The sequence below is a fragment of the Candidatus Zixiibacteriota bacterium genome, from assembly GCA_014728145.1.
Classification (GTDB): Bacteria; Zixibacteria; MSB-5A5; order JAABVY01; family JAABVY01; genus WJMC01.
The window spans coordinates 1-12,759 of record WJMC01000079.1 but is presented as its reverse complement, the minus strand read 5'-3'; the positions used below and the strand labels follow the sequence as shown (position 1 = coordinate 12,759).

The following is a 12,759-nucleotide window of genomic DNA, read 5'->3' as shown; positions in this document are numbered from 1 at the left end:
CAATAGTTTTTCCCGGCATCTGATTAACCAGAAGTTACCGATGAGTGATAAAAGCAAAGATTTCCTGAAAGAGTATCATAAGAAAAGAGATTTTGACCGCACCGCGGAACCATTCGGCGGTGACCGGCGCAAATCCGACGGACGCATTTTCGTGGTCCATAAACATGACGCCAGCAACCTCCATTACGATTTCAGAATCGAAATTGACGGTGTGCTGAAATCATGGGCAGTGCCAAAGGGTCCCTCGACCGACCCGAGCGATAAGCGCATGGCTATCCAGACTGAGGATCACCCGCTTGAATACGCCGACTTTGAGGGCGTGATTCCAAAGGATCAGTATGGCGGTGGAACCGTCATGGTCTGGGATGCCGGAACGTATCGCAACCTCAAAGCCGAGGCGGACAACGACGAGGGTAAAAAGTCTATGAGCGATGCTTATGACGAGGGCAAAATGACTATCTGGCTCGAGGGCAAAAAGCTTTCGGGTGGTTACGCCCTGATTCAGACTAAACGCGACAAGGGCAAACAGTGGATGATGATTAAGATGAAAGATGATGAGGCGGATGCCCGCAGAAATCCGGTCTCGACCGAAAACAAGTCAGTTTTAAGCGATCGGACCATGAAGCAGATAGTCAGTGATGAATCCGAGGCGGTGGAAAAATAATGAGTAACTCAATCATCAGCCTTACAAAAGATGAAAAGTCCCGGGCACAGGAAAAGAAAATGCCCGTTTGGACTCAGCCGATGCTGGCGAGGCTTACTCATGACCATTTCTCCGATGAAAACTGGATTTATGAACGCAAGCTGGATGGTGAGCGAGTGCTGGCTTTCAGCCGGAACAATAATGTCGTGCTCATGTCTCGAAACAAGAGAAAGCTCAACGATATCTATCCTGAACTGGTCGAAGCGCTAAAAGACCAGGATGTCAGCCGGTTCATCACGGACGGTGAGGTAGTTGCCTTTGACGGCGATGTGACAAGCTTCGCGCGTTTACAGAATCGCATGCATGCCGAATCCAAAAAGTCGTCCAGGGGCAATGTCGCAGTCTACTATTACCTCTTCGACTTGATCTATGTCGACGGTTTCGATATCAGTGATCTGCAATTGCGCGACCGCAAGCGAATATTGAAACAGTCTTTCAGTTTCAACAACATAATCAGGTACACCGCTCATCGCAATAAAGATGGAGAGGAGTATCATGCCGAAGCCTGTGAAAAAGGCTGGGAAGGTGTGATTGCAAAGGATGCCAAAAGCAAATATGTCCACAGCCGTTCTTCGAAATGGCTCAAGTTCAAATGTGTCAACCGGCAGGAATTCGTGATTGGCGGATTTACCGAGCCGGAAGGTGAGAGAATCGGTTTCGGTGCGCTGTTGATTGGATACTACGAAAACGGCGACCTGCGGTACGCGGGCAAAGTCGGTACCGGTTACGACGACGAACTGCTTCAAGACCTGGGCGGTCGTTTAAAGAAGATGGAGCGTGAAAGCTGTCCCTTCGATGAGGGCGACATCGACACCAAAAAAGTCCATTGGATCAGACCTGAACTGGTGGGTGAAGTAGGGTTCACCGAATGGACATCCGGCGGCAAACTCCGTCACCCGCGTTTTATAGGACTCAGACACGATAAAAAAGCAGAAGAAGTAAGTCGGGAAGGATGATCTTCAAAATGGCGGAAAAAACCGCGCAAATAAACAATTATGAAATCTCGCGAGCGGATAAGCTGATGTATCCTGATTCGAACATCACGAAACAGGATGTCGCCGATTATTTCAATCGTGTCTCGGAATTTATCCTGCCTCATCTGAAAGACAGGCCATTGTCCCTCAAGCGGTTTCCCGACGGTATCGAGGGTGAGAGCTTCTACCAGAAGAATGCGCCTAAAAACATTCCTGATGAAGCGGAAATCGCTGAGATCGACAACAAGCGCGGAGGATCAACCCGTTACCTGGTCTGCAATAATACGACCACCCTGATCTACCTGGCCGACCTGGCCTGCCTGACTCCGCATATCTGGCTCAGCTTAAAGGACAGGCCGGATTACCCGGACCGGGTGATATTCGATCTCGACCCGAGTGATGGTGATAATGATTTCAGAAAGGTTGTCGAAGGAGCCAGATTGATTCGGGCTCTGCTCAATAAAATCGGCCTGAAGCCGTTTTTAATGACAACCGGTTCGCGCGGGCTTCATGTAGTGGTAGCATTGAAGCGAAATGAGGATTACGACTACGTGCGCGATTTCGCCCGCCAGGTGGCTGACAAACTGGCAGATCTGTATCCTGATTTTTTGACTACTAAAGTGCGCAAATCTGAACGCGGGGGACGGCTGTTTCTGGATACTGCCAGGAATTCCTTTGGTCAGACTGGTGTCATGCCCTATGCCCCCCGGGCGATCGAAGAAGCTCCAGTTGCGACTCCACTGGAGTGGGATGAGCTCGATCAGGCAAACCTTGGTCCGCAGAAGTACAAAATCAAGAACATATTCCGCAGGCTGTCTCAAAAGGACGACCCGTTTAAAAATTTTTACCGACATGCTTATTCCCTGAAAGGGAAAACTGAATTGATTGGAAAAATCAAAGCACAGTCGGATCTCGCAAATTGAGAACGCAAATACCTTAGAGGAGGGTTTTTGTAATGAGACAATTATTCAGAACTCTTAAAATCGAAAATGGCAAGATGATTGCCACAGGTCTGGCAGTTATGCTGGCGGTGCTGTTATCGTCGCCGGCAACGGCACAGCAGGAAGGGCTCGATGCCCGTGATATTTCTCTCGCAGTCGAGACCGAGCTGTTGGTAGATGAGGCGGTGCCCTCGCATTTAATCGATGTCGAAACAACCGACGGTATAGTCACGCTCACGGGCAGTGTTGACAATATCCTGGCCAGAGATCGTGCTGAGCGAGTGGCCGAAACTATCAAGGGCGTACGAGGCGTGATCAACAAGGTTACGGTCGAACCGGTTATGCGTACAGATGAAAAATTATATGAAGATGTTCATAACGCTCTGATGTATGATCCCGCGACCGAAGGCTTTGAAATCGAAGTCGATGTCGACAATGGACTTGTCAGGCTGGATGGCGAAGTCGAATCATGGCAGGAAAAACAACTGGCCTCGACAGTCGCCAAAGGCGTAATCGGTGTACGTGAAGTCGAAAACAGGATCACGATCGACTACCCTGAAGAGCGTTCCGATTACGAGATCAAACAGGATGTGAAGCGCCGTCTGGATACCGATGTGTGGGTGGACGAAGCCGATATCGAAGTGTCTGTCGACGACGGCAATGTCAACCTGGATGGTATTGTCGGAAGCGCGGCGGAGAAGCGCTGGGCTCGCTATGACGCCTGGGTTTACGGCGCCGAATCAGTCGATGTCGATAATCTGGACGTTGAATGGTTTGCCAAAGATGCCATGAAGCGCAAACAGAATTATGAAGATGTCTCCGATCAGGACATTAAACAGGCAATCAAGGACGCCCTGTATTACGATCCGCGTGTATATTCATTCAACCTGGAAGTTACAGTTGATGAAGGCGCGGCGACACTCGCGGGTGAAGTCGACAACCTCAAGGCGAAAACCGCGGCCGCCGAAGATGCCAGTAATGTGCTCGGTGTCTGGCGTGTGAACAATCATATCAAGGTCCGCCCCGAAGTCGAACTGACTAATGCTAAACTGGAAAAGAAAGTAAATGACGCCATCCTGCGCGATCCGTATCTGCAGCTCTATGAGGTCGAGGTCGATGCCCGTAACGGCATGGTGTACCTTAACGGCAAGGTTAACAGCCTGTTCGAAAAACAGCACGCCGAGGACGTGGCCGAACGAGTTAAAGGTGTCGTGGATGTGGTGAACTATGTCGACTACCAGGGAGACTGGGAACGCAAGAGCGATTGGGCTCTGCGACAGGATGTCTGGCATCACCTCTACTGGAGCCCCTTCGTCGAAGAAACAGAAGTCGAAATCAAAGTGGATAATGGCGTGGTCACTCTCGAAGGTGAGGTCGACACCTGGATCGAACGAATGAGCGCTGAAGAAAACGCGTACGAAGCCGGCGCAAAGAATGTCTTGAATGATCTCGGTGTGGCCAGTCTGAACCCGTTTTCATTCATGCCGCAGTATTAAAATAGTTTCAATCACCTCTGCCGCGATTAGATACCTGATGTCGTAGCGGGGGAATGAATTGAGGTGAGCTTAGATGTTTATAGCAGATTTTATAGCAGCTCTTGTGGTCGCTATCGCGTTGAGTTTGATACTGGGGGCGTTTATGGGCTGGGAAAGACCCGGCCGCACAGGTATCTGGCCATCGGTGCTGTTTCTGTTTTTCATTCTATTTCTTGGTACCTGGTTTCTGGGCGCGCTGGCGCGTCCTTTCGGGCCGTCCCTCTGGGGAGTCTATTGGCTTCCGTTTGTGGTGATCGGTTTGATCGTGGCCATGATACTGGCCGCGGCGGTACCGCCACGCAGACCCCGAACATACCGGGAAGCCAAACAGCAAACTGAAACTGCCTATGAAGCACAGGCCGCGCTGGGCACGTTTTTCTGGGTGCTGTTTATTATCCTGATCGTCGCGCTGACAGTGCGCTACACGGCCTGAAATTGAATTTAAATCGGAGGTGATTTATAATGTTACGCAGTGTCAAGGAACTGCACGGTTACAATGTTTTTGCTACTGATGGTAATTTCGGAAAGGTTCATGAATTCCTGTTTGATGATCAGTCCTGGACAATCCGCTACCTGGTGATAGATACCGGTAAATGGCTGCCGGGTCGAAAGATCCTGATTACACCTGATCAACTCGATAAACCGGAATGGTCGGATAAGCAGTTTCCGGTCAACCTCAGTAAAAAGCAGATCGAAAACAGTCCTTCTATTGAAGAGGACGAGCCGGTTTCTCGTCAACACGAGGAAGCCCTGAGTAAGTACTTCGATATGCGCCCGTACTGGACCGGCGGTGTTATGGGTGGCGCCTATGTCGCTCCCACCAATGTCGGCGACCAGTCGGGGACCAGCGTGCGTGCCAACCAGAAAAAAGGTGCGGTCGAAGAGGAAGAAAAACCAAAAGATCCAAATCTGCGCAGTACCAAAGAGGTGCGTGAATACACAATCGAGGCGTCCGACGGCGACATCGGCCATCTCGAGGATTTTATCGTCGACGACGATACCTGGATTATCCGCTATATAGTCGTGGAAACCAAAAACTGGTTGCCCGGCAAAAAAGTGCTGATCCCGATTCCGGCGATAGAGACTATCAACTGGGCGGATGTGCATGTCAGGCTGGACATGACCCGTCAGCAGATCAAGGACAGTCCCGAGTACGATCCGGCCCAGCCGATCAATCGTGAGCAGGAAGAAGTCCTCTACGATTTTCACGGTCGGCCTCGTTACTGGGAAAGTCATTAGCAAGTAAACTATTGAACATTTTAACTATGGCAGGAGATATATAATGTCAGATAAACAGGATTACATCGAAAAGCTAAAAGCACAGGCTAACGTCTGGCGCACCCAGATTGCCCAGCTCGAGGCCAGAGCTGACAAGGCTGAAGCCGATGCCAAACACGAGTATACCAAGCAACTGCAACAATTGCAGGAAAGGGTGGATCAATTCGAGCAGAAAATCGACGAGATTAAAAAATCGTCGGACGATGCCTATGGTGAACTGAAAGTGGGAGCTGAACAGGCCTGGAACGATATCGGCAATGCTTTTTCCAACGCGCTGGAACAGATCAAGTAAAGCGAACTGTGGTTATGAAGAAGATATTTCAATGGTTTCTGATATTGATGCTGATTATTGCCGTAACGGATGCGGTCACGCTTTCGGCTCAGGAAGCTGAAGAAGTTACTTCAAGGCAGTCGCCGGTCTTCGAGGGTAGCCTGGGATTTCGGGTCGGCCTCAGCATGGGCCCGGAACAGATGGTTTTCGGGGCCCAGACGATTATAATAAACTTCGGCACGAGGATAAGGTTCGCGCCCAGTTTTGATATCGGTTTTGGCGATGATCGAACGGTGTTCAATGCCTATCCCGATTTTCGATTTGAAATCGTCGACAACCGGGCTTATATTGGAGGCGCGCCGACATTCGTGATCGACAAACCCAAGCTTGAACGCGATGAGGACCGGCCCGATGAAATCCGGGTAGGTGCTGCTATCCTGGCTGGAATCTATCTTCCGATCGGAGAAAAGCGCAAGTATAATTTTGAAGCTCGCTACGAACTGGAAACAGTACCCGATTTCAAAGTGACTATCGGCTACCTTTTTTAATAAACTCATGGAGGATCTAAGAGAATGAAAAAAATTGCGGTTGTATTACTAATTGTGTTTACAGCGACATCGGCGTTTTTCGCCTGCGGTGAAAAAGAGCAGGAAAAAGTCGAGACCGGGCCTGTGCTCGCGGATAAAAAAGCTGAATTGAAAATGGAAATTCAAACTCGAATCGATTCAATCGAAGCGACTGTTGACGAACTTGACCAGAAACTCGAAAAAGCTGGTGAAGATGTCGACCAGGATATCCGTGCCCGCAGAGAACAGCTTCGTGAGCTGGGCGATGATCTCGAAGAACAGCTCGACAAGATGAAAACAGTAACGGCCGACGAATGGGCTGAATTCAAGCAGGGCGTGGATAACATATTTTATGAGATTAACAAGGTAATCGAACTTTAGTAATTCATCGGAGGAATTGCCAACATGAGTTCTGTTGTGCTGACATTGACTATGAATCCCTCGATCGACGTTTCTTTCTCTTGTGACCAGGTACGGGCTGAAATCAAGATGCGGTGCAGTCAACCGTTGTACGAGGCCGGCGGTGGCGGGATCAATGTTTCCCGCGCGCTCAAAAAGCTGGGCGGGGAGACGATTGCGGTCTTCGCCGCGGGTGGTTCGGGGGGAGAACTACTCGACAAGCTTTTAAGCGCTGAGGAAATCAACCGGCATCCATTTAAAATAGGGGGCGAAAACCGTGAAAATATAACCGTGTCGGAAAACAGCTCCGATCAGCAGTTTCGTTTCGTTATGCCGGGGATCAAGATGAGCTCCGATGAATGTCAGGCGGCTGTCGACGCGGTCTCGGCTGATGATCTTGAAGTTGATTATGTTGTAGCCAGTGGAAGCCTTCCCCCAGGTGTCCCGGATGATTTCTATGCCGACCTGGCAAAGAGAATGAAACCGGCCGGTCACAGAATGGTGATCGACACCAAGGGCGAACCGCTCAGACGTGTTGCCACAGAAGGTGTATATATAATCAAATGTAACCTGCGGGAATTTAAAGACCTGTGTGGAGAAGACCTTGCTGATGAAAAAGAGCTACTCGTTGCGGCTCATAAGCTTTTAAAAGATACAGGAAGCGAAAACCTCGTGATTACTCTTGGTGCTGGCGGGTGTTTCATTGTTACTCAGGACAAGAGCAGGCATTTTCACAGTCCGACAGTACCGATCAGGAGCAAAGTCGGCGCCGGCGACAGTATGACCGCTGGAATCGTCTTTAAGCTTTCCACGGGTAGCGACCTGGATGACGCGGTAGCCTATGGAGTCGCGGCCGGAGCGGCGGCGGTTATGACTCCGGGGACGGAGCTATGCCGCAAAGATGATACCGAACGAATCTATGAGTTGATACTATCCCAGGACGGTAAACAATCATGAAGCTAGATACAGATATCAGAATAGCCAGAGTTGACGATTATGAAGAATTCGTGGGAGCGGAGACGATAGACCGCATCCGGCAGAAGGCCCGGCCTTTGCGGGATATTCACGTGGCTAATATCAACGCCACTTATTACGGTGGTGGTGTGGCAGGGATTCTGTCCTCATTTATACTGCTTCTAAATTCGGTTGGGATCAAAACAGGATGGCGGGTGATCCAGGGCTCGCCCGATTATTTCAGTGTTACCAAAAAAATGCACAACGCGCTTCAGGGCGATGATATCAACCTGACTGACAAGAAGAAGAAGGTCTATGAGACAGTCATCAAACAAAACGCTATCCGCAATCATCTCGACCATGACCTGGTAATTATTCACGATCCTCAGCCACTTCCGATGATCGATCACTATCGCAAGCGCGGTCCCTGGATCTGGCGTTGCCATATCGATATGAGTGATCCCCATCAGGAATGCTGGAATTACCTGCGTAAATTCGTTGAAAAATACGATGCAGTCGTTATGACCTTAAAAGAATATCAGCAAAAAATTGATACACCACAGACTTTCATAAAGCCGGCTATCGACCCGTTTTCGATAACCAATAAGGAAATGAGCGATCAGGAGGTGCAGGAGAGGCTGGATCATTACGATATCCCCTGCGATCTGCCGTTGGTAGTGCAGATCTCGCGTTTCGATCGCTTCAAGGATCCTGAAGGTGTTATCAAGGCTTATAAGAAAGCCAGAAAAGAGGTGGACTGTACCCTGGTGCTACTCGGTAATATCGCCACCGATGATCCGGAAGGTGAGGATGTTTACGAATCACTTCTAAATCAACGCGAGGAGCGGATACTTATCATGAGTCACCAGGATACAGCCCTTGTCAATGCCCTCCAGAGAAAGGCCAGGGTGGTTTTGCAGAAATCCAAACGTGAAGGTTTCGGGTTGACAGTAGCCGAAGCGATGTGGAAAAGTACCCCGGTGATAGGAGGCAATGTGGGCGGAATCAAATATCAAATCGATAATGGCGAAAATGGATTTTTGGTGGAAGATATTGATGAAGCCGCACTCCGTATTGTGGAACTGGTCAAAGACCGTAAAAAGGCTGAAAAGATGGGTCAAAAAGCGCGCAGGAAAGTGGAAAAGCATTACCTGTTGACCCGCTATCTCGAGCAATATCTGGATTTAATTTCAGCTTTCCATACTAATTATACAGTGGACAAGAGCGCGTTGTCCTGAATTTACATATACAGATATTTCTTTAATGCGCAACACTAAGGTAGGTGCATCATGAGTTTTATAGACGATGAAATGCTTAAAAAACTTATACAAGGCCGGAAGGAATTGTGTCTTTCAATTTGTATACCGACTGAAAAAGCGGGTCGGGAGACAGAGCAGAACAAGATTCGGTTGAAGAACATGCTGGCCGAAGCCGAGAACCGACTCAAACAGGAAGGGTTGCGTGATAACGAAATCGGTAAAATCCTCGATCCGGCTCGCAGTCTCCTGGATAATACAAACTTCTGGCGCTACCAGAAAGACGGCTTGGCGCTGTTTTTGTCCGAAAATGAAAACTATATATACAGGTTACCTCTCAAGGTCGAGGAGAGCATAAATCTCTCGCACCGTTTCCACCTCAAACAGATTCTGCCGTTGGTGGCTGATGGTCACCGGATCGCCATACTGGCTTTAAGCCAGAAAGATTTCAGGCTTTACCTGGCTGATCGGCTGGGGATGGAGCAGGTTGACCTGGGTGATGTGGCAACTGATATCGAAGATATTCTAAAGTACGATGATATCGAGCAACAGCTTCAGCACCACACCTCCAACGCACCTTCAGAGGGCGGTGATTCCGAGATCTTTCACGGCCATGGTGGCCAGGGAGATGAAGAGCATAAAAAGGAGATTCTGCGCTTCTTTCAGCAGGCCGAAAACGCGGTAACATCATTTCTGGATAACAGAAACCTGCCGCTTTTGTTAGTCGGCCTGGATCATCTGATAGGCATTTACCGTAAGGCCAATTCCTACCAGTATCTTTTGGATCGGGCAGTAGATGTCAATCCGGATGATCTGAGCGAGGACGAACTCCATCGCCGCAGCCTGGAAGCGGTCGAATCGCTCTCAGAAGAAGACCTGAAAGAAGATATGGAGCAGTACAATCGATTGTCCGGAACAGGTAAAGCGGTCAATGAACTTCAGGAAGTGATAAAGGCCTCCTACGTTAACCGTATTCATACTCTCTTCGTGCAAAAAGACCGGCGCATCTATGGGCGCTACGACAGGAACTGGCATGATGTCATCTTCCAGCCGCAGGACAAGAGTCGGAATGTTGACCTGATCGACAGCGCCGCAGTCAACACGTTGACTTCCGGTGGCAGGGTGCATTTTCTCGATATGGAGGAAATGCCGGAAAAATCGATGCTGGCCGCGGTCATGCGCTATTGAGAAAGAGTATACTATGTCGGACTCAACAGATTTTTTCAATGATTACTATGCTGGTAAAGAGCATGCTTTCGGGAAGGTTCCCAACCAGCGCATGCGCGAATTTGTGTTGAAGGAAAATATCGGCGGCAATGCTCTTGACCTGGGATGCGGGGATGGCCGCAACAGCCTTTTCCTGGCCGAGCTCGGGATGAAAGTTATCGCTGTTGACCAGTCGAAAGAAGGCATCGAACAGTTAAACAAAAATGCCTTGCAACACGGGCTTGATCAGAATGTCGAAACTTTCGTGGATGATGTCCGGAATTTCGTTGTACCGCGTAATTTCTTCGACTTAATCAGCGCGGTTACGATATTCGATCATTTTCCCGAAGGCTACCTGGATAGTTTCCTCGGTGAAATCCATGACGGCTTAAAAGAAAATGGAATCCTGTTTGTCAAGGTGCATACGGTCGATGATCCCGGTTACAATGGTGATTCCGGACAGGCCAGTGAATTATCAAAAGCCATTCAGCACTATTTCGACAATGATGAACTCAACCGGATTCTCAAAGATAAATTCGATATCCTGGACTACGAAGAATACAAGACTACAGACCACACTCACGGCGAACCGCATCAGCATGCTTTTGCCGAGGCTGTCGCCCGCAAAAAGTAACTCATTACTCTATTTTTTTAAGGGGAGGTGATTATGTCAACTGTACATATCGATTATCTAAATTTGAAAACCGATACGATTATAAGAGCGTTCTCTCTATCTGTACTGTTGCTGTTGTTCTGACTGAGATTAGTATGGAATGTACCTGTTACACAGGCTTTTCAGAAATCAGAAAGATTTTGAACAATTGATGCCCATAATCATTCTATTAGACAAAGAAAATAAGATAAGCGAGGTTTCGAGATGTCAGATTACCATGAACCGACAAACGAATTGTCATCGAAAACCAAAGATATTGCGCGTGCTCTTAACAGCCTTAAAGAGGAGATTGAAGCCGTAAACTGGTACCATCAACGTGTTGAGGTCACCTCCGACCAGCATCTGAAAAAAGTGCTGGCGCACAATCGTGACGAGGAGATCGAGCACGCCTGCATGACCATCGAATGGCTCAGGCGCAATATGGATGGCTGGCACGATGAGCTCAAGACTTATCTTTTTACAGAGAAAGATATCACCGAACTGGAGTAGCTGATGGGAATTCTTGAATTAAAAGATATCAGCCTGAAGCTGGGCAACAAACAGATCCTCAACAGTCTCAATATTGATTTCTGGGAGGGTCATGTCCATGCCGTGGTCGGTCCCAACGGTGCCGGAAAATCAACTCTTGCATCGACCATCATGGGTCTTGCCGGTTATCGTCATTTCGAGGGCGATATAGTTTTCGAAGATAAATCGATTAAAAATCTCGATATAGACGAGCGAGCCAGATTAGGAATTACCCTGGCATGGCAGGAGCCGGCCCGTTTCGAGGGACTCAAGATCCGCGATCTTCTGACCGCTTCAGGCGGTAATGGTGACCTGGGTGTCGCCTCGAAAGTCCTGAACGAAGTTGGTCTCGCCCCCGATGATTATCTTACGCGCGCGGTAGACAAGACTCTCTCGGGCGGGGAACGTAAAAAGCTGGAGCTGGCTTCTATTTTGGCTATGAAGCCGAGGATCGCGATTTTGGATGAACCTGATTCGGGAATCGATATCGAGTCTATCGAACGGATTTTCGACGCGGTCAAAGTGCTCAAGCAAAACGGCACCACCGTAATCCTGATCACGCATAGCCTGTCTGTTCTGAAGCAGGCCGAACATGCTTTTCTGCTCTGCAACGGGCAGATGGTCGACAAAGGCGCGGTGGGTAAAATACAGGCTTATTTCGAAGGCAAATGTATTCCCTGCGATCATAAGAATCTGCCGAAACCTGCTGAAATTGGAGGAGAGGTATGAGTGCTGACACATCTCTGATAAATACACTCTACGATTACACCGGAAGCGACCCGAACCTGCAGGATCCAGAAACAGCTCATCTGTCGATAGACAAGAACAAAATTCTCGGCATGAATGCGGTGCCGGGTTTGAATATCGAGACCGAGGAGCTCGATGACGGTATCCGGGCGCATATGATCGTCGACGCCGGGACGGTCATAAAAAAGCCGGTGCATCTCTGTTTCGGCATGATGGCTGAAAGTGGAATCCAGAGGATTCTGATGGAAGTCGATATCAAAGACGGCGCGGAGATATCTCTTCTGGCTCATTGCGTGTTTCCGATGGCGGTCGATGTCCAGCATATCATGGATGCCAATATCAGGATCGGCAAAAATGCACGCTACTCATATTTCGAAAAACATGTACACAGTCCCAAAGGCGGGATCAAGGTATATCCCAGGGCTAAAGTGCATATTGATGAAAAAGCGCATTTCAAGACCGAGTTCGAATTGATCAAGGGCCGGGTGGGGCTGATTGATATTGATTATGAAAGCTATTGCGCGGCGGAATCGGTGCTCGAGATGATCACCCGTATCAGTGGTCAGGCGGATGACCTGATCAGGATCAAGGAGAGCGGTTACCTCCAGGGTCATCATGCCCGAGGCGTGCTGACCTCCAAGATAGCGGTCAGGGATACTGCCCGGGCCGAGGTGCACAATACACTGGTGGCCGAAGCCGAATACGCCCGTGGTCATGTCGACTGCAAGGAGATCATCCAGGATCAGGGT

Annotated in this window: 16 protein-coding genes; all 16 read left to right on the top strand. The window is 49.1% G+C overall.

Translation table 11 applies throughout. The features are described 5' to 3' along the window. The first annotated feature begins 40 nt into the window (after nucleotides 1–40). Nucleotides 41–664: a DNA ligase gene (locus GF404_05170; GenBank protein MBD3381571.1), complete on the top strand. Its 624-nt coding sequence runs from the start codon at nucleotides 41–43 to the stop codon at nucleotides 662–664. Next, nucleotides 664–1,659: an ATP-dependent DNA ligase gene (locus GF404_05165; GenBank protein MBD3381570.1), complete on the top strand. Its 996-nt coding sequence runs from the start codon at nucleotides 664–666 to the stop codon at nucleotides 1,657–1,659. Before GF404_05170 ends, GF404_05165 begins: the two co-directional genes overlap by 1 nt. Before the next feature lie 8 nt (nucleotides 1,660–1,667). Further along, nucleotides 1,668–2,600 carry an ATP-dependent DNA ligase gene (locus GF404_05160; protein MBD3381569.1) on the top strand — a complete coding sequence of 311 codons (933 nt, stop codon included), beginning with the start codon at nucleotides 1,668–1,670 and terminating at the stop codon, nucleotides 2,598–2,600. A 32-nt stretch (nucleotides 2,601–2,632) separates the two neighbouring features. Continuing rightward, nucleotides 2,633–4,114: a BON domain-containing protein gene (locus tag GF404_05155; protein MBD3381568.1), complete on the top strand. Its 1,482-nt coding sequence runs from the start codon at nucleotides 2,633–2,635 to the stop codon at nucleotides 4,112–4,114. Between the two features lie 73 nt (nucleotides 4,115–4,187). Continuing rightward, nucleotides 4,188–4,586 carry a hypothetical protein gene (locus tag GF404_05150; GenBank protein ID MBD3381567.1) on the top strand — a complete coding sequence of 133 codons (399 nt, stop codon included), beginning with the start codon at nucleotides 4,188–4,190 and terminating at the stop codon, nucleotides 4,584–4,586. Between the two features lie 29 nt (nucleotides 4,587–4,615). Next, the gene (locus GF404_05145; protein ID MBD3381566.1) at nucleotides 4,616–5,392 is read left to right on the top strand and encodes a PRC-barrel domain containing protein; all 777 of its coding nucleotides are present in this window, start codon (nucleotides 4,616–4,618) and stop codon (nucleotides 5,390–5,392) included. Between the two features lie 43 nt (nucleotides 5,393–5,435). Beyond that, the gene (locus GF404_05140; GenBank protein ID MBD3381565.1) at nucleotides 5,436–5,723 is read left to right on the top strand and encodes a coiled coil domain-containing protein; all 288 of its coding nucleotides are present in this window, start codon (nucleotides 5,436–5,438) and stop codon (nucleotides 5,721–5,723) included. Between the two features lie 14 nt (nucleotides 5,724–5,737). Further along, nucleotides 5,738–6,250, top strand: coding sequence for a hypothetical protein (locus GF404_05135; GenBank protein MBD3381564.1), 513 nt, complete (start codon nucleotides 5,738–5,740; stop codon nucleotides 6,248–6,250). A gap of 24 nt (nucleotides 6,251–6,274) precedes the next feature. Then, entirely contained in the window at nucleotides 6,275–6,649 is a 375-nt protein-coding gene (locus tag GF404_05130; protein MBD3381563.1) for a hypothetical protein, read from the top strand. A 24-nt stretch (nucleotides 6,650–6,673) separates the two neighbouring features. Next, entirely contained in the window at nucleotides 6,674–7,624 is a 951-nt protein-coding gene (locus GF404_05125; GenBank protein MBD3381562.1) for a hexose kinase, read from the top strand. Next, nucleotides 7,621–8,859 (top strand): glycosyltransferase, encoded by a 1,239-nt coding sequence (locus GF404_05120; protein ID MBD3381561.1) that lies wholly within the window; start codon nucleotides 7,621–7,623, stop codon nucleotides 8,857–8,859. Before GF404_05125 ends, GF404_05120 begins: the two co-directional genes overlap by 4 nt. A 51-nt stretch (nucleotides 8,860–8,910) precedes the next feature. Then, complete coding sequence (locus tag GF404_05115; protein MBD3381560.1) at nucleotides 8,911–10,065, top strand: hypothetical protein; 1,155 nt, start codon at nucleotides 8,911–8,913, stop codon at nucleotides 10,063–10,065. 13 nt (nucleotides 10,066–10,078) lie between these two features. Next, nucleotides 10,079–10,717, top strand: coding sequence for a methyltransferase domain-containing protein (locus GF404_05110; GenBank protein MBD3381559.1), 639 nt, complete (start codon nucleotides 10,079–10,081; stop codon nucleotides 10,715–10,717). Nucleotides 10,718–10,960: 243 nt separating this feature from the next. Beyond that, nucleotides 10,961–11,245, top strand: a complete 285-nt coding sequence (locus GF404_05105) for a hypothetical protein (protein ID MBD3381558.1) — start codon at nucleotides 10,961–10,963, stop codon at nucleotides 11,243–11,245. A gap of 3 nt (nucleotides 11,246–11,248) precedes the next feature. Then, nucleotides 11,249–11,992 carry an ATP-binding cassette domain-containing protein gene (locus tag GF404_05100; GenBank protein MBD3381557.1) on the top strand — a complete coding sequence of 248 codons (744 nt, stop codon included), beginning with the start codon at nucleotides 11,249–11,251 and terminating at the stop codon, nucleotides 11,990–11,992. Then, a partial coding sequence (locus tag GF404_05095) for a SufBD protein (GenBank protein ID MBD3381556.1) occupies nucleotides 11,989–12,759 on the top strand: 771 nt, incomplete at its 3' end. The genes GF404_05100 and GF404_05095, both read left to right, overlap by 4 nt.

Coding starts and splice junctions, on each gene's coding strand:
- GF404_05165 (MBD3381570.1), top strand. CDS start 664: ATGAGTAACTCAATCATCAGCCTTACAAAAGATGAAAAGTCCCGGGCA.
- GF404_05130 (MBD3381563.1), top strand. CDS start 6,275: ATGAAAAAAATTGCGGTTGTATTACTAATTGTGTTTACAGCGACATCG.
- GF404_05160 (MBD3381569.1), top strand. CDS start 1,668: ATGGCGGAAAAAACCGCGCAAATAAACAATTATGAAATCTCGCGAGCG.
- GF404_05120 (MBD3381561.1), top strand. CDS start 7,621: ATGAAGCTAGATACAGATATCAGAATAGCCAGAGTTGACGATTATGAA.
- GF404_05115 (MBD3381560.1), top strand. CDS start 8,911: ATGAGTTTTATAGACGATGAAATGCTTAAAAAACTTATACAAGGCCGG.
- GF404_05135 (MBD3381564.1), top strand. CDS start 5,738: ATGAAGAAGATATTTCAATGGTTTCTGATATTGATGCTGATTATTGCC.
- GF404_05125 (MBD3381562.1), top strand. CDS start 6,674: ATGAGTTCTGTTGTGCTGACATTGACTATGAATCCCTCGATCGACGTT.
- GF404_05145 (MBD3381566.1), top strand. CDS start 4,616: ATGTTACGCAGTGTCAAGGAACTGCACGGTTACAATGTTTTTGCTACT.
- GF404_05150 (MBD3381567.1), top strand. CDS start 4,188: ATGTTTATAGCAGATTTTATAGCAGCTCTTGTGGTCGCTATCGCGTTG.
- GF404_05100 (MBD3381557.1), top strand. CDS start 11,249: ATGGGAATTCTTGAATTAAAAGATATCAGCCTGAAGCTGGGCAACAAA.
- GF404_05140 (MBD3381565.1), top strand. CDS start 5,436: ATGTCAGATAAACAGGATTACATCGAAAAGCTAAAAGCACAGGCTAAC.
- GF404_05105 (MBD3381558.1), top strand. CDS start 10,961: ATGTCAGATTACCATGAACCGACAAACGAATTGTCATCGAAAACCAAA.
- GF404_05170 (MBD3381571.1), top strand. CDS start 41: ATGAGTGATAAAAGCAAAGATTTCCTGAAAGAGTATCATAAGAAAAGA.
- GF404_05155 (MBD3381568.1), top strand. CDS start 2,633: ATGAGACAATTATTCAGAACTCTTAAAATCGAAAATGGCAAGATGATT.
- GF404_05110 (MBD3381559.1), top strand. CDS start 10,079: ATGTCGGACTCAACAGATTTTTTCAATGATTACTATGCTGGTAAAGAG.